General features: G+C 57.0%; 23 protein-coding genes. 8 read left to right on the top strand and 15 right to left on the bottom strand.

Annotated elements, in window-relative coordinates; translation table 11 throughout:
• Positions 1-62: 62 nt before the first annotated feature.
• The 4 genes from WFM49_RS05335 to WFM49_RS05350 form a co-directional block, all read right to left on the bottom strand.
• On the bottom strand, positions 63-329 hold the full coding sequence (locus WFM49_RS05335; RefSeq protein ID WP_230940605.1) for a DUF3892 domain-containing protein: 267 nt from the start codon (positions 327-329) through the stop codon (positions 63-65).
• Positions 330-416: 87 nt separating this feature from the next.
• Positions 417-1,103: a 3'-5' exonuclease gene (locus WFM49_RS05340; RefSeq protein ID WP_009455576.1), complete on the bottom strand. Its 687-nt coding sequence runs from the start codon at positions 1,101-1,103 to the stop codon at positions 417-419.
• Between the two features lie 313 nt (positions 1,104-1,416).
• Positions 1,417-2,865 carry a GGDEF domain-containing protein gene (locus WFM49_RS05345; protein ID WP_336972168.1) on the bottom strand — a complete coding sequence of 483 codons (1,449 nt, stop codon included), beginning with the start codon at positions 2,863-2,865 and terminating at the stop codon, positions 1,417-1,419.
• 181 nt (positions 2,866-3,046) lie between these two features.
• Positions 3,047-3,313: a hypothetical protein gene (locus tag WFM49_RS05350; protein WP_009455580.1), complete on the bottom strand. Its 267-nt coding sequence runs from the start codon at positions 3,311-3,313 to the stop codon at positions 3,047-3,049.
• A gap of 543 nt (positions 3,314-3,856) precedes the next feature.
• On the opposite strand from WFM49_RS05350, the gene WFM49_RS05355 reads away from it, so the two are divergent.
• Positions 3,857-4,726: an MOSC domain-containing protein gene (locus WFM49_RS05355; RefSeq protein WP_336972170.1), complete on the top strand. Its 870-nt coding sequence runs from the start codon at positions 3,857-3,859 to the stop codon at positions 4,724-4,726.
• 18 nt (positions 4,727-4,744) lie between these two features.
• On the opposite strand, the gene WFM49_RS05360 is transcribed toward WFM49_RS05355, so the two are convergent.
• Positions 4,745-5,206: an Lrp/AsnC family transcriptional regulator gene (locus WFM49_RS05360; RefSeq protein WP_088452542.1), complete on the bottom strand. Its 462-nt coding sequence runs from the start codon at positions 5,204-5,206 to the stop codon at positions 4,745-4,747.
• Between the two features lie 146 nt (positions 5,207-5,352).
• On the opposite strand from WFM49_RS05360, the gene metC reads away from it, so the two are divergent.
• The gene (gene metC / locus WFM49_RS05365; RefSeq protein WP_336972173.1) at positions 5,353-6,576 is read left to right on the top strand and encodes a cystathionine beta-lyase; all 1,224 of its coding nucleotides are present in this window, start codon (positions 5,353-5,355) and stop codon (positions 6,574-6,576) included.
• Here the strand turns inward: metC and WFM49_RS05370 are convergent.
• The 4 genes from WFM49_RS05370 to WFM49_RS05385 form a co-directional block, all read right to left on the bottom strand.
• Positions 6,556-7,029, bottom strand: a complete 474-nt coding sequence (locus WFM49_RS05370; RefSeq protein WP_009455589.1) for a hypothetical protein — start codon at positions 7,027-7,029, stop codon at positions 6,556-6,558. The genes metC and WFM49_RS05370 overlap by 21 nt on opposite strands.
• A 157-nt stretch (positions 7,030-7,186) precedes the next feature.
• A complete protein-coding gene (locus WFM49_RS05375) occupies positions 7,187-7,600 on the bottom strand; it encodes an NUDIX hydrolase (RefSeq protein WP_336972176.1) in 414 nt (137 codons plus the stop codon).
• A gap of 46 nt (positions 7,601-7,646) precedes the next feature.
• Positions 7,647-8,036, bottom strand: a complete 390-nt coding sequence (locus WFM49_RS05380; RefSeq protein WP_153229801.1) for a YbaN family protein — start codon at positions 8,034-8,036, stop codon at positions 7,647-7,649.
• Positions 8,037-8,038: 2 nt separating this feature from the next.
• The gene (locus WFM49_RS05385) at positions 8,039-8,629 is read right to left on the bottom strand and encodes a peroxidase-related enzyme (RefSeq protein ID WP_009455594.1); all 591 of its coding nucleotides are present in this window, start codon (positions 8,627-8,629) and stop codon (positions 8,039-8,041) included.
• Positions 8,630-8,806: 177 nt separating this feature from the next.
• Between WFM49_RS05385 and argG the strand changes: the two genes are divergently transcribed.
• On the top strand, positions 8,807-10,141 hold the full coding sequence (argG, locus tag WFM49_RS05390) for an argininosuccinate synthase (protein WP_035268236.1): 1,335 nt from the start codon (positions 8,807-8,809) through the stop codon (positions 10,139-10,141).
• 254 nt (positions 10,142-10,395) lie between these two features.
• On the opposite strand, the gene WFM49_RS05395 is transcribed toward argG, so the two are convergent.
• From WFM49_RS05395 to WFM49_RS05420, 6 genes are all read right to left on the bottom strand, one after another.
• Positions 10,396-11,229, bottom strand: a complete 834-nt coding sequence (locus WFM49_RS05395; protein WP_239055449.1) for a phosphodiesterase — start codon at positions 11,227-11,229, stop codon at positions 10,396-10,398.
• Between the two features lie 15 nt (positions 11,230-11,244).
• Complete coding sequence (locus WFM49_RS05400; protein WP_336972179.1) at positions 11,245-12,309, bottom strand: ABC transporter ATP-binding protein; 1,065 nt, start codon at positions 12,307-12,309, stop codon at positions 11,245-11,247.
• On the bottom strand, positions 12,299-13,111 hold the full coding sequence (locus tag WFM49_RS05405) for an ABC transporter permease (protein WP_009455599.1): 813 nt from the start codon (positions 13,109-13,111) through the stop codon (positions 12,299-12,301). Before WFM49_RS05405 ends, WFM49_RS05400 begins: the two co-directional genes overlap by 11 nt.
• 7 nt (positions 13,112-13,118) lie before the next feature.
• Positions 13,119-13,925: an ABC transporter permease gene (locus WFM49_RS05410; RefSeq protein ID WP_203144881.1), complete on the bottom strand. Its 807-nt coding sequence runs from the start codon at positions 13,923-13,925 to the stop codon at positions 13,119-13,121.
• 22 nt (positions 13,926-13,947) lie between these two features.
• Complete coding sequence (locus WFM49_RS05415) at positions 13,948-14,910, bottom strand: ABC transporter substrate-binding protein (protein ID WP_238441787.1); 963 nt, start codon at positions 14,908-14,910, stop codon at positions 13,948-13,950.
• Between the two features lie 151 nt (positions 14,911-15,061).
• Positions 15,062-16,126: a LacI family DNA-binding transcriptional regulator gene (locus tag WFM49_RS05420; RefSeq protein WP_336972184.1), complete on the bottom strand. Its 1,065-nt coding sequence runs from the start codon at positions 16,124-16,126 to the stop codon at positions 15,062-15,064.
• Positions 16,127-16,331: 205 nt separating this feature from the next.
• Between WFM49_RS05420 and WFM49_RS05425 the strand changes: the two genes are divergently transcribed.
• The 5 genes from WFM49_RS05425 (at position 16,332) to kdpB (ending at position 21,882) form a co-directional block, all read left to right on the top strand.
• A complete protein-coding gene (locus WFM49_RS05425; protein WP_035268225.1) occupies positions 16,332-17,084 on the top strand; it encodes a type 1 glutamine amidotransferase in 753 nt (250 codons plus the stop codon).
• 76 nt (positions 17,085-17,160) lie between these two features.
• The gene (gene kdpF / locus WFM49_RS05430; RefSeq protein ID WP_022983188.1) at positions 17,161-17,256 is read left to right on the top strand and encodes a K(+)-transporting ATPase subunit F; all 96 of its coding nucleotides are present in this window, start codon (positions 17,161-17,163) and stop codon (positions 17,254-17,256) included.
• A gap of 136 nt (positions 17,257-17,392) precedes the next feature.
• The gene (gene kdpA / locus WFM49_RS05435; RefSeq protein ID WP_060186013.1) at positions 17,393-19,096 is read left to right on the top strand and encodes a potassium-transporting ATPase subunit KdpA; all 1,704 of its coding nucleotides are present in this window, start codon (positions 17,393-17,395) and stop codon (positions 19,094-19,096) included.
• A gap of 12 nt (positions 19,097-19,108) precedes the next feature.
• A complete protein-coding gene (gene kdpC / locus WFM49_RS05440) occupies positions 19,109-19,783 on the top strand; it encodes a potassium-transporting ATPase subunit KdpC (RefSeq protein ID WP_083053777.1) in 675 nt (224 codons plus the stop codon).
• A gap of 14 nt (positions 19,784-19,797) precedes the next feature.
• Positions 19,798-21,882: a potassium-transporting ATPase subunit KdpB gene (kdpB, locus tag WFM49_RS05445; protein WP_336972191.1), complete on the top strand. Its 2,085-nt coding sequence runs from the start codon at positions 19,798-19,800 to the stop codon at positions 21,880-21,882.
• The last annotated feature ends 45 nt before the right edge of the window (positions 21,883-21,927 follow it).

Here is a 21,927-nt window from a genome sequence, read left to right on the forward strand (position 1 = left end):
ACGCGGCTTAAAGCCGCGTTTTCTGTTTTCCTTGAAGGAAAGTGGAGGGAGGACCGGCCTGCTTAACCGGCCTGGCTGGGAAGGCTGAGCAAAATATGAGGCTCTTCAACTTCAAGCTCAGTTTTCAGGTACTTGGCACCAAAACGGCTGAGCGCCACGATCAGTTTGGCGGGAATGCCATCCAGAAGAATGTAATAGTCCTCCTGGCCCTGCTCAATTTGCTGGACTACATCCGGTTGAGAGCGTTGCCAGCCTGCGCCTCCAAGATGGGTGATTCGTTCGTAAGGGTCCCGACGCATATCTTTCGTGACGTATGCAACCTCGATCATTTGCCACCTCATGAAGTTCTTGTTGGGACCTTCATCATTGGGCATATGATGGCTGACAGCCATTAGGGATTTTACGAACCTTGAGGTTTAGACCTTCAAGGCCTTGACCAGATAGGGGTCCAGGTCTGGTTGACGCAGCAACCAGTTCTTGTAGTCCTGTGGTACATCGGCAATGGCCATGCCCTTGTGTTTGCCAAAATGCAAAATGGTGGGAATCCGGGCGTGTTCGGAGAGCTGCCACAACTGTTCCCAGGTATTGATGTTTTGCGTCAGGCCCAGCAAGTATTGCAGGAGTGCCAGGCAATTACGTACATCGGCCAAGGCGCTGTGCGCATTGCGCAGGCGCTCGCGGGCGTTGGCGCGATCAATGTGATAGATCAGAGCGGACTGGCTGTAGCTGTCCAGGCCTGGAATCAAGTGCCGGGCCAAGGCCAGAGTGCAAATCCGCTTGATATTGGGCGAACCGGCCACGCCCCAGTCGTAGTCCACGTTATGGCCAATGATGTATTGGGTGTCGGCAGGCAGCTTGAACTCGGTATGCGACGGGCAGTCTTGCAGCTCTTCGTCGTAAATGTGGTGGGTGGCCAGCGCACCCAGAGAATTGGCTTCATCAGGCCGGTAGCGTTGCTCGAATTCTTCATTGACCAGCAAGAAGACAGGGTCGCTTAAACGCAGCCAGGCTGCCTCGATGACTTGAGGTTTGGCAGTGCCGGTGGTTTCAGTATCAAACAGCAGGGCAGACATACGGGAATCGCTAACAGACAAAGCCGTCATGGTAGTGCATGTGCCCCGCTTTGCCTATACGGGTTTCAGGCGAAAGCCTTCGGGAACGCCCCAGCGATTGGTGCGTAGCAGCCAGTGCGTCTGGCAGCTCAGGCAGCGGTACTGGGTCTCATGAGCCCCGTCAGGAGAGGGAGGATGCTGTCCCAGTAAACGCAAGTCAGCATGCGCTTGGCTAGTACTTAATCCCTGTGGCAAGGTCAAACACGCTTGGCACAAGGGCGAGCCGTAAACTGACGCCATATCACCGCTCCCTGATGTTTTGTTTCGTATTGACACATCAGTATCGGTTTGCTTACGGATAGCGTCAAGTCTTCGTTTTTCGTTCGGGGAAATGATAGGAAAAACTCTGATCCCGACCGGCACGTTTTGCCTCGTACAAGGCCGTGTCGGCCTGACGAAGCAGAGCATGCAGATCCAGCGTGGAGGCTTCCAGAGTTGCGATACCCAGGCTGGCCGTCATGGTCAGTTGCTGCTCGTTATCCAGGGCCAGGGGCCGCAGGGCAATACTTTTGCGGACACGCTCGGCCACGGCATGGGCTTGGGTGGCGCTGCAGTCGGGCAGCAAGATGCCAAACTCCTCGCCACCCAATCGACCGCACAAGTCTGTATCGCGCAAAGCCAGGGAAATACGCTGGGTGATGGCGCTCAGGGCCAGGTCACCGACATGGTGGCCGTGGGTGTCGTTAATGGGTTTGAAGTGGTCGATGTCCAGAACAATGACGCTGACAGGAACGTGCCGTAGGCGACATTGAGTCAGCATGGTCTGGCTTTGCTGATAAAAGGCCTGCTTGTTGAGCAAACCGGTCAAGGCATCGTGGTGAGCCAGCCGCTGGAGCTTTTCCACTGCCAGATTACGGGCTGAGATCAAGCTGGCACTGGTAATGGAGGCGAGTGCAATGGAGGCAATGCCGATGCGCAGCGACAGCAGATCCAGTGAGGTATATAGCTGGCTGGGCAGGAAGTAGACCGGCTGGCTCAGGGCAAACAGTGTCCAGAGCACATAGAACAAGGTCAACAAGGTAGTGGAAAAGAGTGAGTAGCTCAGGGCGCACCACAATAAGGGCAGGACGGGAAAGGCCAGGGAGCCGGGGCCGTCAATCAGCAAACTCAACAAGCTGGTCAGTAATAAGGACAGGGCGGGTGCCAACTGGGCCAGACTCATCAAATGGGGCTCGTTCCAGTACTCCATGAAACGGCGTATGGGGCGGGCCGGGGCAGTCAGGATGACGGGCAAAATAGCGGTGTAGGAGATCATGCCGGTCAGCATCCAGGACAGGATGGCCAGCGACAAGGCTTGAGAGGTATGCAAAGACAAGGCAATGCCGCCTAGCAGGGCGGAAAGGATACAGGCCAGTCCGTAGTAGGCGGCCAGGGTCAGCATGGCCTGAGGGCGGCGCAAGGACAGGTCCAGCAGCGGATTGCGGGTGATCAGCCAGTATGCCAGCCCGACGCCACTGACATTGGCCAGGGTTAGCAAAAGGGCAATAGGCAGGGGGTTGCGGGCGATCAGTTCGGCGCACAGATAGGCCAGAATAACAATGACCCAGTTAAGGAACTGGCTGGCCCAATCCGGGCGACGAATGAACAGGCCCAGCAGCACGGCCTCGGCAGGCCAGAAGATGGTCAGGGCGTCGTAATGGCGCAGCTTGGTGCCCAGCAGGGTCAGGATCAAGACCAGGCTGAACAGGAAAAAACGGGAGAGATAGGAATAGCGCCGCGGCGGGCGCAAGCAGGAAGCCTGCTTTGATTTCATATCCGTTGCCATAGGAGCGCACGCTCGTCGTGGACGCTTTACAGCGTCGGATAAGTTTCAAGCCGCCACTATTTTAGGATGAAAGCAGGAATGTTTCTTGCAAATTGTAATTATATGTTTGTAAATGAAATTAATACGGGGAATTGGGTTGGGTTCCCCGTATTAATTGGCAGGCAAAGCCTTAGTTCAAGGCTGGTAAAGGGTGGCGTGGAGCCACGTGATGCACGTCCTGCAGGCGGAAACGGAAACGCACGTTGGCGTCCTGGTTCTGCGCGTCTGCCGTATAGGTGGTGCAGCCGTGTACAGGCGAGCTGAAAATCACGGTACCCGCCATGCGAGGGCCGTTCTTGGGTTGCAAGTAAACGGTATCGCCAATGCGAATATCGGTCTTGTTCAAGGCAATATGCTCAGGGCGCGATACCAAACCGGTTGGATAGATATTTTTCATCATTTTTTTCCTTATCGTGTGGCGTCATTACATCGTTTTTTTATTGAGATTTGATGACACCATGATGGATCGGTCTCCACACGGAGGCCAAGCCATTGCTATTTCAATGTAGAGCCGCGCTGGTCGAACAAATGTCAGGCAGACGTGCTCTGTGGCAGCATGGACAGCGCCTTATTCGTTTGCCAAGCAAATGGACGGAGCGAGTCCGCTACGATGCAAAAAATAAGTCTGGATGTGGCTGTCGTCGCCGTGGTGAATGAATACCCGCATGTTTGGGGACATGCCAGAAGGTCAAAGGGACCTGTTTTGCGTGGGTACATTCAAAAAATGTTGATCGCACTTTCTTGATGTAATGGTATGTTGGTGCAATCAATCAACTATTAACTCATAGCTTTGCGCTGTTGTCAAGTATTGATGCGAAATAGATTTTCAGAGTCGATGTTTCTGATCCACTTCTTTGCAATCAGTCTCCAAAGCAGGGGCAGGCAGGCGCTCAGGCTGTTTTAGAATAGGTCCCTTAACTTGCCTTTTCTGTTGCGACTCATGATTACCATCACTGGCCTTTTTACCCATCCCATCAAATCCTGTGCCGCCCAGGCCCATCCACAGGGCGTGGAGGTCAGCGTTGCGGGCCTGGCCTTTGACCGAGAGTGGGTTGTTGTTGACCAACAGGGCGTATTCATGACGCAGCGTCGCTGGCCGCGCATGGCCTTGATTCAGCCAGTGGTGCAGGACGGGCAGATTACTGTGCAAGCGCCTGGTATGGATTCTTTGTCCTGGTCTCTGGATGCCCCGGCAGGGGATAACGTCGCTGTGTCCGTGCGTATCTGGAGTTCAGATACCTTGGGCCGGGACGAGGGCGATCAGGTCGCGCAATGGTTTAGCGACTTTTTGCAGACTCCTTGCCGGGTATTGCGTAACCATACCCGCGCCAGGCGTTATGTACTGACCGAACGTGTGCGTCCCTGGGAAGAAAAGGCCCAGGGCTGGCGTCAGATTGGTGATCAGATCAACGGTTTTGGTTTTGCAGATGCGCTGCCTTTTCTGTTTACCAATGAGGCGTCCCTGGAAGAGCTGAACCGCCTGGTGCAACAGTCAGGTGAGCAGGCCGTGCCCATGAATCGTTTCCGCGCGAATGTGGTTTTTGAGGGCCTGCCCGCGTATGAAGAAGACTATGTGCTGGGTGTCAGCAGTGAAGGCTTGAGCTTTGCCTTTATCCGCCCTTGTACTCGTTGCCCTATGCCCAATGTGAATCAGCTGACAGGGGATGTGGGTACTCAACCCGGCCTGGCCCTGGCACAAAGCCGTCAGTTCCCGCAAGGGACCTTGTTTGGCATGCAGGCCATGCTGGTTGAATCCAAACCTCAGAGACTGAGTATCGGCCAGACGCTGGATGTGGAATACAGCTTTTAAGCCCTGAACCACACTGGATCAGGCGTAGTCCAGGGGCAGACGGGTCGTGAACTTGATCTGCTCCATGGCGAAACTGGAACTGACGTCGGTCAGCTCTATTTCCGAGATCAGGCGCTGGTAAACACGGTCAAAGCTTTTGATGTCAGGCACAACCACGCGCAGCAAATAGTCGGTATCGCCGCTCATGCGATAGAACTCCACAATTTGCGGGATCGCCTCCACCACGGCCGAAAACTGGCTGTACCACTGTTTGTTGTGCTGATTGGTCTTGATGGCCACAAACACCGTCACCCCGACATTCAGCTTTTCAGAGCTGAGCAAAGCCACCCGTTTTTCGATATAGCCTTCCTGCTCCAGGCGCTGTATGCGTCGCCAGCAGGGTGTGCTGGACAAACCCACCCGATCGGCAACTTCCTGGATGGCCAAGGTGGCATCGTTTTGGAGGATCTCCAGAATGTGCTTGTCGAATTTATCCAGCATAAAAATAATTTCCCAATAATCTTGCTGATTGTAGGTATTTATTCTCGGAATTCTGCCTGCAGTAGCGTGAAAACGCAATAATTGCCCTTGGGCTCTTGCGTAGACTGTTTCCATTCATCTTTAGCGATCAGGATCAGGAAAACAGCATGCAGGACTGCAATTATCAACAAACCCGTTTGACCCATGTAGGACGGGACACCAGCGTGTCGGCTGGTTTTGTGAATGTACCCGTTTGTCGCGGCTCCACGATCCTGGCCGACAATCTGGAGCAATGGGCGCAGCGCAAGGAGCCTGACAATCCCTACGCGTCTTATGGCCGTTTCACCAATCCCACCTTGCAAGCCTTGACGCAGGCCGTGGCCGAGCTGGAAGGCGGTTTTCAGGCCAGCTTGTTTCCCTCTGGATTGGCGGCCTGTACTCATGCCTTGTTGGGCATGTTGGAAGTTGGAGATCATTTGCTGATACCGGATTCAGTCTATGGACCGGTACGCGCGTTTGCCCAGCAGGTGCTGGCCAGCCGCATGGGTATTCAGGTGCAGTTCTATGAGCCGTCTTTGGGTGACGGCATGGCCAGCCTGATTCGTCCCAATACTAAGGTGGTGTACGTAGAGTCGCCCGGTTCGGCCACTTTCGAGATTCAGGATATTCCTGCGATTGCTCGCTGTGCGCATGCGGTGGGGGCGTATGTGCTCTTGGACAATACCTGGGCTACTCCCTTGTTCTTCCAGCCCTTCGAGCATGGTGTGGACGTATCCATTCAGGCGGCCACCAAGTATCTGACCGGGCATTCCGATGCCTTGCTGGGAATTGCCACCGCGAATGAGCGTGCCTGGCCGTTGCTGCGCCGTGCTGCACATGATTTTGGTCAGACAGCCGGTCCTGACGATGCCTTTTTGGCGCTGCGCGGCATGCGTACTTTAGGTGTGCGTTTGCGTCAGCACCAAGCCAGTGCTTTGCAGATTGCCCGTTTTCTGGAGAATCATCCGCAGGTTCAGCGGGTGTTGCATCCGGCATTGGAATCGCATCCCGGTCATGCTATCTGGAAGCGGGATTTCACCGGCTCTACCGGCTTGTTTGGCCTTGTGCTGGAACCCTTGAGCGAAGCGCAGTTATCCTGCTTTTTCAAGACCTTGCGCCTGTTTGGCATCGGTCTGTCCTGGGGTGGCTTCGAGAGTCTGGCTTTGCCCATGGAGATGCCCAAACGCAATGGGAAAGCCTTGTTCGGGGAAGGGCAGTTATTGCGTTTGCATGTGGGGTTGGAAGAGCCCCAGCACTTGCAGCAAGACCTGGAACAGGCTTTGGACGCGGCTTATTCGCTCAACACGTCCAGAAGCACAAGTGGGCTGCGTTTAGTTGCCCAGCAGGCTTAACTGCTGGTTTTCCTGACGGGCGATCAGGCGACGCGTCTGTTCTTCACTGATGTCCAGGCTGGGATCATCCAAAGAAGGTTGAGCGGGGCTGGAGATGCTTTCTGCAATCCGGTTCCAGCGCAGTCCCAGTTTGCTGGGTTTGGCCGGGCGACGACGGCTGCGCGGGGCGGTTTCGTGCTGGTCAGGCGAGTACTGGGTCAGATCAAACTGGCCAGTGACGATCCCGACTTGCTTGAGCAGAACCATGGCCTGCAAGGGGCTTTTGAAACTGCGCGGATCTTTGCTGCGGGCGGTAACTAGCACAGCCTGACCGGCACGCGTGGCCACTTGTACAAAAAAATGATTGCCTTGTCCTTTGATGGACACACCTAAAATCCCCCCGGCTTGCGTGGCGGCACGCAGCTGCTGCAGGGTAAAGGTGACGATTGCGCCTTGACAGGGCAAAGAGGACATAAATTAGCGCTCAATAAAGAAAGCCCGCCGTTGCGGGCTGGTCGGGCAAATAGCTGCGTCCCCAAAGAGGGGACTCAAGGGCGACATTATGCCAAAAAATAGGCGGTTCGTGGCTTGGACGGCACAAGGCAGAAGGAAGTCTTGTGCGGGCAGGCACTCAGGCGGCGGCCTGGGCGCACAGGCGCGGCAGAATGTGATTAGCCAGCAAGGGGGCTAGCGTCAGCGAGCGGATTTCTTGCGGACTGACCCAGCGCGCTTCTTCCAGCTCGGCGGCGGCCTGGATTTCCCGGTTTACCGTCAAGGTGAAAACGTGGGCATGAACCACGTGGCCAGGTTCATTGGCGGCAGGGCTTTCAAAGTATGCCTCGTAGCGGGCAGAGGCGGTTTCTTCCGCTGTCAAGCCCAACTCTTCATCCAGTTCGCGTTGCAGGGCTTGCAAGGGCGTTTCACCTGCTTCCAGCTTGCCGCCTGCCTGCATGTAATAGGTGCTGCCACGTTTGCGGACCAGGAGAATTTGGCCTTCAGAGTTGGTGATGTAGGCGGCAGCCAGCAAGATGACAGGATTGGACATAGGTGTTTCAAGCAAAAAGGGTCAAGCCAGGATCGGTTCAAGCAGGCTATTTTTGCACAGGCTCGGAAGGGGTGTCATCCAGGGTTTTGGCACGCAGCAAATAGCGGGTGGCGAAAATGCCTGGGATCAAGAGCCCCAGTCGATACCAGCCCAGGTGACTGGTCAGCCAGGCCGAGGCGGCCAGCGACAGCCACAACATGATCAGCGCCCGGCGTTTGGCCTGGCGGGTCAAGCCCTGGCCGTTCTCCCAATTGCGCAGGTATGGGCCCAGATGGCGTTGATCCAGCAGCCATTGATGAAAGCGGGGGGAGCTACGGGAAAAGCACCACGCGGCCAATAATACAAATGGCGTGGTAGGCAGCAAGGGTAAAACAGCGCCGGCAATCGCCAGCGCCACACAAATCCACCCGGCAAACAACAGGGCGTAACGCATCATGTTTAGCGGGGAACGCGTCCCAGCATGTAGAACTCGTCATTGCAGCGCATGGACATGAAGTTGGCCATGCGGTTACTCAGACCAAAAAAGGCACTGATACCGGCAATATCCCAGGCGTCCTCGTCGCTGAAACCGTGCTCGTGCAGGGCCTGGAAGTCGGCGTCTTCAATCTCCTGAGCGTTTTGCGAGACTTTCATGGCAAAGCTCAGCATGGCTTTTTGGCGTGCCGGAATATCGGCCTTGCGCCAGTTCACGGCAACCTGGTCTGCCACCAGCGGATTCTTGGCGCGGATGCGCAAGATGGCACCGTGGGCAATCACGCAGTAATGACACTGATTGGCGGCGGAGGTGGCCACCACAATCATTTCCCGGTCTGCATGGCTCAAACCACTGGGCTTTTCCATCAGCGCGTCGTGATAGGCAAAAAAAGCGCGGAATTCGTCAGGACGGTGGGCCAGAGCCAGAAACACATTCGGAATAAAACCGGATTTTTCCTGCACGGCTTCAATTCGACTGCGAATATCCTCGGGCATTTCGGCCAGCGTGGGGACGGGATAACGGCTGATAGCGGGTTGAGCGTGGGTCTCGGGCATGGCTTGTCTCCAGGTAAAAATGGATGTTCTAGTTCATCGAGTAATTAAATCCAGCTACGCAAAGGTGTCCAGGGTCGGTCAAGACGATATAATGACATATTGATCCTGCCGCGGGCAGGGCTCTACAAGAGAGCCTTACGGGCGGAACTGTACTTGCACACCACTACTGACGCGATAATGACAACCATCCTTGAATCTCTTCCAGTCGGCCAGAAGGTCGGCATTGCCTTTTCCGGTGGCCTGGACACCAGCGCTGCACTTTTGTGGATGCGCAACAAGGGCGCGATCCCTTACGCATACACCGCGAACCTGGGTCAGCCTGACGAACCCGATTACGATGCGATTCCCCGCAAGGCCAAGGAATACGGTGCCACGCTGGCCCGTCTGGTGGACTGCCGTCAGCAACTGGTGGCTGAAGGGATTGCCGCCTTGCAGTGCAATGCCTTTCACATCACCACCGGTGGCGTAACCTACTTCAACACCACGCCTATTGGCCGTGCTGTTACCGGCACCATGCTGGTTGCCGCCATGAAAGAAGACGACGTCCATATCTGGGGCGACGGCAGCACCTACAAGGGCAATGACATCGAGCGTTTCTACCGCTACGGCTTGTTGACCAACCCTGAACTGAAGATTTACAAACCTTGGCTGGACCAGACCTTCATTGACGAGCTGGGCGGCCGCGCCGAGATGTCCGAGTACATGCAGGAAAACGGCTTCGACTACAAGATGTCGGCCGAAAAAGCCTACTCCACCGACTCCAACATGCTGGGTGCCACGCACGAAGCCAAGGATCTGGAGTACCTGAACGCCGGTATCAATATCGTCAAGCCCATCATGGGCGTGGCTTTCTGGCGTGACGATGTGGCCGTGGCTGCTGAAGAAGTGCGTGTGCGCTTTGAAGAAGGTCAGCCTGTTGCCCTGAACGGCGTGGAATTCTCCGACCCTGTGGAACTGATGCTGGAAGCCAACCGCATTGGTGGCCGTCATGGTCTGGGCATGAGCGATCAGATCGAAAACCGCATTATCGAAGCCAAGAGCCGTGGCATTTACGAAGCCCCCGGCATGGCCTTGCTGCACATTGCTTACGAGCGTCTGGTCACCGGCATCCACAACGAAGACACCATCGAACAGTACCGCATCAATGGTTTGCGTCTGGGCCGTCTGCTGTACCAAGGCCGCTGGTTTGACCCACAAGCCATCATGCTGCGTGAAACCGCCCAGCGCTGGGTGGCTCGTGCCGTAACTGGCGAAGTGACACTGGAACTGCGCCGCGGTAACGACTACTCCATTCTGGACACCGTCTCGCCTAACCTGACTTACAAGGCCGAGCGTCTGAGCATGGAAAAAGTGGACAGCATGTTCTCGCCACGCGACCGTATCGGTCAGCTGACCATGCGTAACCTGGACATCGTGGACACCCGCGACAAGCTGTTCACCTACACCCAGGCTGGCCTGTTGGCTCCTGCCGCTGGTTCGGCTGTGCCTCAGCTGAAAGACAGCAAGAAGTAAGACACGGCTTGCAGATCGGGGTGGCTCTGGGCAGCCCTCTTGATCTGAAGCAGCAGTATCAAAACACCCCAATATTGGTTGAATCCGATATTGGGGTGTTTTTTTTATGGGATGGGCCTAGCGTTCTTGAACGGCTTTGCTTAATGCTGTCAGTGTTTGCTACAGCCTTGAGCTAGCAAAGAGGGACCTATAGTCAACTTGGCTTGACGAGACCATCAAGGCCAAGCAGCCGTTGGTGTATGCCGTACATCCAATCAGTCGATCAGTTTCCCGCTTGGCTCATGGAAGGCGAAGGGGCCGTCGAATTGGCCGACGGTGGCAGTATGGGTCACGATCTGGCCAAGGCTGTCCAGCGCATGAACGGCATAGCCGGGTGGCTCCAGTGTCCAGGCCGATGCTGCATTTTCAGCCAGATCCAGACAGACTTGATGCGCCACCGATGGGGCGGTGCTGGCAATGGTGCCGCCAAAACGGATCTGGATATTGCGATGCAAATGCCCGCTGATCACACGTTCGATATTGCTGTGTCGGCGCACAATTGCTTCCAGTTGTTCCGCTCCTTGCAGCAGGCCTATCTTGTCCATGTGGCCGATCAAGGTGTTGAAAGGAGGGTGATGCAGGGCAATGATGGTGGGGCGCTCAGGCTGTTGGGCCAACTCGGTACGTAACCAGTCCAGTTGTTCCTGATCCAGACTGCCCGCGCTGGCTCCCAATACCGCACTGTCCAGGGCCAGTAGTCTAAGCTCTCCAATGTCCACGCTGTAGCAAACGGGCCCGGCCTTACCCAGATAGGTATGTTCGGGAAAGCTCTCGCGCAGTTGCTGGCGGTCATCATGGTTGCCCGGCAACAAATACACCGGGATGGAGCCCAGCGGTGCCAGCAAGCGGCGCAAATGCGCATATTCTTGTGGTCGACCAAAGTCGGTCAGATCGCCCGTCAACACCAGGGCATCCGGTTTCTGGGGCAGGGCTAGAGCGTGGTTGATGGCGTCCTGCAGATAGGGGGCGGTATTCAGACGGCCATAAGCCAGCCGACCTTCTTCCCGAATATGCGGGTCCGTCATTTGAATCAGTAATGTTTTCAGCATCGTTATCCGCTTGCGTTAAGAGAGTGGCACGGTACCGGGCATCAGCTTGCCAGGGTTGATGTGAATTCCCACTGTACTGCCAAGGACGGCTCCGTGATCACGGTCTACCTCGGCAATCAGAGGGGCTTGTCCGTCCACGTCCAGGGTCAGTTGCACCCGTCCGCCCATAAAACTGCGTTGTCGCACTTTGGCACGTGCCCAGCCGCTGGGTGTATCCATGCAAACGCTGATGTCCTCCGGGCGAACCAGCAACTCCTGCGCCCCGCGCAAGGTCTCGGGGCAAGTCAGGCTCAGGTCTGCCAGACAGATTTCGTTATTGAGCAGGCTTTGTTCGCTGCGTTGCAGGACGTTGACCCGCCCGAGGAAGGTAGCGACAAAAGGGTGGGCCGGATGGCGGTACAGGCTTTCGCCATCGCCAATCTGAATGATGCGGCCTTCGTGCATGACGGCCAGACGGTCGGCAATGGCAAACGCTTCCTGCTGATCGTGGGTCACATGAATGGCCGTGATACGCAGGCGTCGCAGCAGCTCGGCCAGCTCGTCGCGCAAGGAGACTTTCAGCTTGGCATCCAGGGCGGCCAGCGGCTCGTCCAGCAGCAGAACGCGGGGTTGATTGGCAATGGCACGTGCGATGGCAACGCGTTGTCGTTGCCCACCTGACAAGGCGGAGGGCTGGCGTTTTTCCAGACCGTTCAGGCGCATCAGATCGACCAGCTCACCCACCAGCTTCTGCCGTGCAGGCAGAGCCATGCCCTTGATTTTCGGGCCATAGCCGATATTGGCTTCCACCGTCATGTTCGGGAATAGGGCGTAATGTTGAAACACCATGCCGACCTCACGTTTTTCAATCGGCAGATGGGTGACGTCCTGGCCGTCGAACAGAATGCGGCTGCCGGCATCGGGCATTTCCAGGCCGGCGATCAGTCGTAGCAAGGTGGTCTTGCCGCATCCCGAGGGCCCGAGCAAAGCCATGACCTCACCGGGGGCGATGTCCAGGGTGCTGGGATGCAATCCCCGTGTGCCATCGACATAGGTTTTGGCGCAGTGTTCGATACGCACCGGTATGTGTTTATTTTCCATAGTGTTTCTCCAGCAAGCGCGCCAAGGTCTGCAGCCCCCACAGCACGGGCAAGATGACGAGCATGAAAATCAGCGTATAGGCCGAGCCCACCTCGATACGCATGGACGCATAGCTATCGGCCAGCCCCACGGGCAAGGTGCGGGTCAGTGGCGTATGCAGCATCCAGGTCAGGTTGAACTCGCCTAGCGACAAGGTGAAGACCATCAGGCTGCCAGCCACAATCGCAGGCAGGATGGCCGGCAGCAGGATGCCGAAAAAGATTTGCGTAAAGCTGGCTCCCAGCGAGCGGGCCGCTTCTTCCAGGTCGATCAGGCTGCGTTTTTGCAGAGCTGCTGTGGTCGTACGCACCATAAAGGGCAGGGTGAACACAATGTGGCCCACCAGAATGAACCAGAAGCTTTGACGAAAGCCTTGCAAGGAGCCATAGGCCAGCAGCAGGGCCAGGGCCGAGGCCATGCCGGGGACCGCCACTGGCAAGGTCAGCAGTTCTTCAAAGCTACGCGCCAGACGGGAGCGGCTGCGTGCCAGGGCATAGGCACAGGGGACGCCCAGCACAATGACAGCCAGCACACAAAGCAGCGCCAGCTGCAGGGATAGCCAGACTGTGCTGCCGTAGTTGGCCCAGACGTGCTCCACCCATTTCAGGGTCAGGCCACTTTTCAGTCCGATACGATAATTGTTGACCAGCCCGGCCAGCACGGAAACCAGAATGGGGCCGAGCAGGAACAGCACGGTCAGTCCGGTGACAGCCAGAAGCAAGGGGGCAGGGCGATGGGGGTTTGAAGCCGTTTTCAGTTTCATGGTGCCCTCAAATAACGACCGAGGGATCGCGGACCAGACGCCGGGCCAGCCACAAGGTAAACCATGTCAGCAGCCCCAGGGAAATGGACAAGCTGGCCGCCAGGGTGAAATTCGCATAGTTGGTAAATTCGTTATAGATCGTGATGGGCAGCACTTCGTAGCGGCTGGACAGGGTGAAGGCCGTACCGAAAGCGCCCATGGAGGTGGCAAATACAATGGCACCGCAAGACAGGGACGTGGGGGCCAGTTCCGGTATCCAGACATCTCTGGCAATGTCCCAGCGTGTGGCTCCACAGGAGCGTGCGGCTTCCTCCAGGTTGCGGTCTATGGATTCGGCGGCTGCGGTGTAAGTAGCAATGGCGCGGGGCAGGGAAAAGTACAGATAGGCCAGAAACAAACCCAGCAGGCCGTAGGCAAAGGTCACTCGCCCCAGGCCCAGATCCTGGCTGATCTGGGCTAGCAGCCCCTGCCGACCACCCAGCAAGATAATGAAAAAACCCACGATGACGCCAGGAAAGGACAGGGGCAGCGTCATCAGGGAGAGCAGCAGGCGCTTGGCCAGCACGCGATAGCGAGCCATCACGATGCCGACCATGGCACCCAGCACCAAGGTGGCCAGGGTCACGATGGCGGACAGGAGCAGCGTTTGCAGCAAGGCCTGCAAGTACCGCCCCGATGTCAGCACGACCCAGTAGGTGTGCATGCCTTCTTGTGCGGGCAGGGCCAGAAGCTGTACCGCGGGCAAGAGCCAGAATGCGGCAAAGAAAGCGACGGCAGGGGCCGAGCACAAGGGCAGCAGGTATTTGCGTTGCATACGCTAACTCCACATGGACCGCTTAGCGGACCTCTGCCAGATAACGCTCGGCAAAGGGTTTTTGACCCTGTGCCATGCGCTCATAGTCGATGGCCTTGGCACGCGCGTATTCGCTGTCGGGCAGGAAGCGCGACTGGGCTTCCTTGCTGATGGCGCTGCTGCGAACCGGGCGCAGGAAAGCATTGGCCCAGATGGACTGCCCTTGCTCGGACAGCACAAAATCCAGCACCTTGCGTCCCTGTTCGGTGTGTGGAGCCTTGTTGACCAGGGACATCACATACGGCACCACAATCGTGCCTTCCTGGGGAATCACGAAAGCGACGTCCTCGCCGTCCTTGTACTGAGCGCGGTAGGCGCTGAAGTCATAGTCCAGCAAGATGGGGATTTCGCCGGAAATCAGGCGGGCATAGGCGGTTTGCTTGGGAACAATGGGATTGTTCTTTTGCAGGGCCTTGAACCAGTTGATGGCGGGATCAAAGTTGTCCATATTGCCGCCCAGGGCTTCGTTGATGGCAACGGCCCCTACATAACCCACAAAGGCGGAAGAGGGGTCCAGATACCCGACCAGGCCTTTGTACTCGGGCTTGAGCAGGTCGTTCCAGGAGGCAGGCACAGGCACATTGCCCAAGGCCGACTTGTTTACCATGATGCCCATGGTGCCGGAGTGGATTGCAAACCAATGGCCTTGCGGGTCTTTCAGCCCTTCGGGAATCTGTTCCCAGCCCTGGGGTTTGTAGGCCTGGGTCACGCCTTCTTTCTGGGCCTGAATGGCAAAGGTGATGCCCAGATAGGTCACATCGGCGACCGGATTGGCGGACTCGGCAACCAGCTGGGCCAGGGACTGGCCGGAGTTCTTGTTGTCGGGCGGGACGGTAATGCCGGTGTGCGCCTTGATGGCCTCGATCTGGCTGGCCCAGTCGGCCCATTCTGGTGGACAGTTGTAGCAAATGGCCGTCTGCGCAGCGGCGGCGCTTCCCACGGTCATCAGGGCCAGGGGCAGTGCCACGCGGCAAGCCAATGTACTCAGCATATGTTTCATGGTCGATCACTCCAGTCAGTCAGTGGTGTCAGGAAAAAGCCGGGAATGGCTTGAACGCAGGGGTTTGCGGGAGCGGGTCCCGAAGAGGAAAGGGGCTTCATCCTGGATGCGCCCGTGGTGAACAAGGGGCAGGGGCGCAGGACTCGCCCGGGCTGAAGGTGTAGGGCAGCAGAACCGAGGCCTGCGCGGGAACCGTTTTTTGTTGGGCTACCGCCTCCAGCAGCAGGCCGATGCACTGGCGACCAATTTCTTCATTGGGTTGTGCGATGGTGGCCGGGCGTGGAAACAGTTCAGCGCCCAGGGCGATGCCGTCAAAGCCGATCACGCTGATATCGTTGGGAACCTGCAGGCCAATCTGCTGTGCCGTGCGCAGACAGCGAATGGCAATCAGATCGTTGGAGCCAATCATGGCTGTGGGGCGTTCTGGTTGGCGCAAGAGTCGGGCGACACTGGCAAGATGCACGTCCTCAGAAGACGGTGCTTGCCCTTGCTCTCCTTGATCCATGAAAGGCACTTCCAGCAGTGGCATGGGCACCAGGCCAGCCTTGTCCATTCCTTTCAGATAGCCACGGCTGCGTTGTTGGGCGCGATCAGACACGTGCAGATGACCGCTTACCATGGCAATGCGGCGATGACCTTGCCTTGCCAAGTGGCCGATCAATTCAATCATGGCCTGCTCGCCGTTGACGGTGACGCAAGGATGCTCGGGATGCAGGTTGTACGCCAGTACGTAGGGACAGCGAGTCTTGTTCAACCGAACTAAAGCAGGAGAGTGAGCCGGGTTGGAGACCACCAGCACAATGCCTTCCACATTGCTGGCCAGGAGCAAGGCCACTGCCTGGGATTCACGTTCCAGGTGGTAGTCGGTAAAGAAGGGCAGGATGGCATAGCCGCCGCGGGCTGCGGTATCGGCGATGCCCTTCAGGCACTCGGCAAAGACGGGGTTGAGCAAGGTCGGCAAGACCACGCCGATGACTCGGCTGCGCTGGCTGCGCAGACTGCGTGCCGAGGCATTGGGCTCATAGGCCAGTGCGTCGATCGCGGCTTGCACGCGCAGGCGGGTTTTCTCACCCACCTTTTCCGGCTCATTGAGCACGCGCGATACCGTCGCAACCGATACCTGTGCTGCTCTGGCGACATCCAGTATTCCTATGTTGGCCATGACACCCAGCAGTCAAAATGAAAACGATTACATTTGAGCAAAGGCATATGTCAGGCAAATGACGGTCTTGGTTTTTTGTGTGCAGCAGGGAGCACCTTGATGCCACTTATACGAGCCTGATCGCAAACAGATCCTGGTCTTGATACGGCCAGTTCTACAGTGAGTTCTCCTGAACAACAGGCCTGCGCGGTCAGGCTTTCATCTCATGAAACCCATTCTTGTTTTGCAGCACGAGGTCACGCAAGGGCCGGGGGTGCTGCTGGATCATCTGGAGAGCCACGGTCTTCCCTATCACTTGTGCATGTCGCCGCTGGATGGCCGGGCGCCCGTGTCGGCTCGTGATTACAGCGGGGTGGTGGTGCTGGGCAGTGATCGCAGTGTCAATGATCTTTTGCCCTGGATAGAGCAGGAGCATGCCTTGTTGCAGGATGCGGTTCAGCGTCATGTTCCGGTTCTGGGGCATTGCTTCGGGGCACAACTGCTGGCGCGTTCCCTGGGGGCCCGCGTGCAGCGCAATCCGTATCCGAACATAGGCTGGGGCCAGGTCTGGAGCAGTCCCTACGCCCGGCGTGTCATGGGCCTGCCCAGGCGTGCCATGCTGTTCAACTGGCATTACGACACCTTCCAGATTCCCTCGGGGGCCAGCCGGACTTTATACGGCCCTCATTGCCTGAATAAAGGTTTCTGCCTGGGCCCGCATTGGGCCTTTCAAGGCCACCTGGAAGTGACTGCCGACAGCATCCGTCAGTGGTGTGATCACGGCCGCTGCGAGTTGGAGCAGGTATACGGTCCGGCGGCCCAGGATGCAGAACATATCTTGTTGGGCCTGGATCAGCACCTGAGCACTTTGCACCTTATTGCCAGACAGACTTATCAACGCTGGACAGATCAGTTGCTGGAGCGTGCCGGTGTCGCCCTGGCCCAAATCCATATGCCGTCTTTATACGCAGGCCAGTAAACACTGCTCTGAATTTATGCCGCCACTCCTAGACTTTCTCTGTCTGCTGCAAGTCAGCATTGATCAGGAGTTCGGGATGAGTGCGTCCTTTTTTACGGTTCTGGCAGGAGGGATTTCTCTGGGGCTGTTTATCTATTTGTTCTATGCCTTGCTCAAGGCCGAAAAATTCTAAGTTCAGGCCAGCAAGTGTTCATTGTGGGAACAGGTGTGCATATGAGTGATTTTCTATTTTTAGCGGTGCTGTTCGCGTTCTTTGCGATGGCGACCGGATTTGTTCTTGGTCTTGAGAAGCTGTAAGAGGAGCTGTCATGCTGGACGATCTGATGCAGTTTCTAGTTATTCTGGCCGTCTCTACGGTCTTGTTAGTGGTGGTGGGTAAATGGATTGCCCATTTTTTCAGTAGCCCCAATCACAGCCTGATCGAACGTGGCACGTATCGGCTGCTGGGCGTGAATCCTGAAGAGAAAATGTCCTGGAAGCGATATGGTCTGGCGCTCTTGTTGAGCAATGCCGCCATGTTGCTTCTGGGATATATTCTTTTGCGGGTGCAGGGCTGGATTCCCGGCGACAGCCTGCAGCGCGCCGCACAAACGCCTGACCTGGCCTTTAATACGGCTGTGTCTTTTACGACCAATACTAATTGGCAGGCGTACTCGGGTGAATCCAGTCTGTCCAATTTTTCCCAAATGGCGGCCATCACCTTTCTGATGATGATCAGTGCCACAACGGGTCTGGCAGCGGCAGGAGGTTTCATCCGTGGCTTAAGCCGTAAAAGCTCGGCGGATATTGGCAACTACTGGGTGGATTTCACCCGCTCCTTGTATCGCTTGCTTTTGCCGTGCAGCTTCCTGCTGGCCTTGTTGTATATCTGGCAGGGTATGCCACAGACACTGAGCTCGGATGTCGTGGTCAATACGCTGGAAGGTCTCAAGCAGCAGATAATTCTGGGGCCAGTAGCCAGCCTTGAAAGCATCAAGCATGTGGGGACTAATGGGGGCGGCTTCTTTGGTATGAACGCGGCTCATCCATTTGAAAACCCTACGCCGCTGACCAATACCGTGCATATGCTCAGCATGTTGCTGGTGCCCTCGGCCCTGACTTACGCCTTTGGCTCCATGCTGGCTCGTCGTCGCCAGGGTTGGGCTTTCTTTGCGGCCTTCCTGGTGATGTTCATCGGTTTTCTGTCCCTGATTTATAGCGCCGAACAGGCAGGCAACCCTTTGCTGACTTCCCTGGGGGTGGACCAAACCCAAAGCAGCACGATGGGCGGTGGCAATCTGGAGGGCAAGGAACTGCGCTTCGGTGTGGCGCAAAGCAGCTTGTTTGCCACCGTGACCACGGCTGCGACTACCGGCTCGGTCGATGCCATGCACTCTTCGCTGACGCCTTTGGGTGGCCTGGTGCCGATTGCCCAAATGATGCTGAACAACGTGTTTGGCGGGATAGGCGTGGGCTTTATCAGCCTGGTCAGCTACGCCATTCTGACGGTGTTTCTGGTGGGCATGATGATAGGGCGCAGCCCGGAGTTCTTGGGCAAGAAGATCGAGGCGCGGGAGATGAAGTACGTGATGCTGGCCATGCTGGCGCATGCCTTCAGCATTCTGGGTTTTACGGCCTTGGCCAGCGTGCTGCCATCCACTATGGATAGTCTGTCCAATATGGGGCCACATGGTTTCAGCGAAGTTCTGTACGCCTATACCTCGGGTACGGCTAATAACGGTTCCGCCTTTGCAGGTTTCAACGCGAACACCCCTTTCTTCAATACAACGATAGGGCTGGCCATGTTGGTGGGGCGGTATCTGACCCTGCTGCCCCTGCTGGCTCTGGCCGGTGTGCTGGCTGCCAAGAAAGCGGTTCCTGCCGGACCAGGCACCTTGTCGACGGCCACCCCCTTGTTCACCGGCCTGTTGATTTTCGTGGTTCTGGTGGTGGGCGGGCTGACTTTCCTGCCTGCACTGGCGCTGGGCCCAATTGTGGAGCACCTGTTGATGCTCGATGGCATTACTTTTTGAGGATTGACTGTCATGTCTACCCATCAATTTATGGTTTCGACACCGGCGGCACCGACGATGAAAAGCTTCTTGCGTCCCGTGCTGCTGTCTGCCTTGTTTTTTATGCTGTTGACGGGCATTGCCTACCCGTTGGCCACGACCTTTATCGGCACCGCCCTGTTTCCGGAGCAGGCAAAGGGCAGCCTGATTCTGCGTGACGGCCAGCTCGTGGGTTCACGCCAGATTGGTCAGTACTTCAGTCAGCCCGAGTATTTCCAAGGGCGTCCCAGCGCGACGTTGGGAGCCGATCCGGCTGACCCTTCCAAGAGCATTGCGCAGCCCTATAACGCGGCGGCCAGTGGTGCCAGCAATCAGGGGGTATTAAGCAAAAGTTTGCTGGAGGCTGTGGCAGAACGCAGCAAGGCATATCGCCTGATGAACGGTTTGGCAGAGGATGCTCCCGTGCCTGTAGATGCTGTCACAGCGTCGGCATCGGGTTTGGACCCGCATATTTCGGTGGCCAACGCCCGTTTGCAGGCTGCTCGTATCGCCAAAGTGCGCGGTATGCCGCTGGCTCAGGTCCAGGTCCTGATTGATCGCTATACCAGTGCTCGTCAATTAGGGGTGCTGGGCGAGCCACGCGTGCAGGTCTTGGAGCTTAATCTGGCGCTGGACATGGCCAAGCGTGCCCAGCCCGCAGTGCGTTAGGAGCAGGTGTCATTATGTCTATTACTGATCTGAAAGCCCCGCAAGAGGCCCAGCGTTCGACGGCATTTCAGGCCGTGCCCTGGGGCACGGTGTGCAAGGAAGCCTTCAAGAAATTGTCGCCTCGGGTGCAGTTCAAGAACCCGGTGATGTGTGTGGTGTATCTGGGCAGTATCGTCACCAGCTTGCTGGGCGTGCAGGCCTTGATGGGGCAGGGTGAGGCCCCCGCTGGATTTATCTGGTCTATTGCAGCCTGGCTGTGGTTTACGGTCCTGTTTGCCAATGCGGCCGAAGCCGCGGCAGAAGGGCGTGGTAAAGCGCAGGCCGACGCGCTGCGTTCTACGCGCAAGCGGGTCATGGCCAAGGTTCTGAAAGACCCCGCCCGTGATAGCCGCGCCTGGCCTGTCCCCAGCGACGAACTGCTGCCCGGTGCCTATGTGCTGGTTGAAGCGGGCCAGATTATTCCGGCTGACGGCGAAGTGCTGCAGGGGGCAGCGTCGGTAGATGAGTCCGCCATTACGGGTGAATCGGCGCCGGTTATCCGGGAGTCGGGAGGCGACTTTTGTTCTGTGACGGGGGGAACCCGCGTTCTGTCTGACTGGATCGTGATGCGGGTCACCGCCAAACCGGGTGAGGCTTTTCTGGATCGCATGATTGCGATGGTGGAGGGCGCCAAGCGCGGCAAGACGCCAAACGAGATTGCCTTGAATATCTTGCTGGTTGCCCTGACGCTGATCTTTCTGCTGGTGTGCGTGACCTTGCTGCCTTTCTCCAGCTTTGCAACGGTGCTGACCGGCCAAGGTTCGCCCGTTACGATTACCGCCTTGATTGCTCTGTTGGTGTGTCTGATTCCGACTACCATCGGTGCCTTGCTGTCGGCGGTAGGTGTCGCCGGGATGAGTCGCATGATGAAAGCCAATGTGCTGGCCAGCTCGGGCCGCGCTATCGAGGCGGCGGGAGACGTGGATGTTCTGCTGCTGGACAAGACAGGCACCATTACGCTGGGTAATCGGGAGGCCTCGGCCTTTTTGCCCGCGCCGCAGGTATCGGAACAGGCCTTGGCAGACGCGGCTCAATTGGCATCGTTGGCGGACGAGACCCCCGAAGGACGCTCCATTGTGGTGCTGGCCAAGCAGCTTTTCAATTTGCGTGGTCGTGAATTGCAAGGTGCGCAGACCATTGCCTTTAGCGCCCATACACGCATGAGCGGTATTGATATCGATGGTCGTCAGATTCGAAAAGGGGCGGCAAATACCATGCGCTCCCATATCGAGTCCCTGGGCGGCGTGTTTCCTCGCGAACTGGACACCTTGGTCAATGAGGTCGCTCGCCGGGGCAGCACACCGCTGGTCGTCACTGAAGGTAATAAGGTGCTGGGTGTGGTGGAGCTCAAGGATATCGTCAAAGGCGGTATCAAGGAGCGCTTTGCCGAGTTGCGCGCCATGGGCATCAAGACTGTCATGATTACCGGGGACAACAAGCTGACCGCCGCTGCCATTGCGGCCGAAGCCGGGGTGGATGATTATCTCGCCGAGGCCACGCCCGAGGACAAGCTGCAATTGATTCGGCGCTATCAGGATGAAGGTCGCCTGGTTGCCATGACTGGCGACGGCACGAATGATGCGCCTGCTCTGGCGCAGGCCGATGTGGCCGTGGCCATGAACAGCGGCACCCAGGCGGCTAAAGAGGCCGGCAATATGGTGGATCTGGACAGTAACCCCACCAAGCTCCTGCGTGTGGTGGAAGTGGGCAAGCAGATGATCATGACGCGCGGAGCCCTGACCACCTTCAGCATTGCCAATGATCTGGCCAAGTACTTTGCGATTATTCCTGCGGCTTTTGTGGTCACGTATCCTGCTTTGGGTGCCTTGAATGTGATGCAACTGCATAGTCCGGCTAGCGCCATCCTGTCGGCAGTCATTTTCAATGCCTTGATCATCATCGCCTTGATTCCTTTGGCCTTGCGGGGTGTGAAGTATCGGGCCGAACCGGCCAGCCGTTTGCTGAAACGCAACTTGCTGATTTACGGCTTGGGAGGGCTGATCGCACCTTTCATAGGCATCAAGCTGATTGATTTGCTGCTGACGCCGTTTTTTGGATAAGAGCGTAAGATCAATAGCAATTTTCTGGATGGAGTGCGCAGATTC

This window comes from Alcaligenes sp. PF14 (genome assembly GCF_037150615.1).
Taxonomy (GTDB): domain Bacteria; phylum Pseudomonadota; class Gammaproteobacteria; order Burkholderiales; family Burkholderiaceae_B; genus Alcaligenes; species Alcaligenes phenolicus.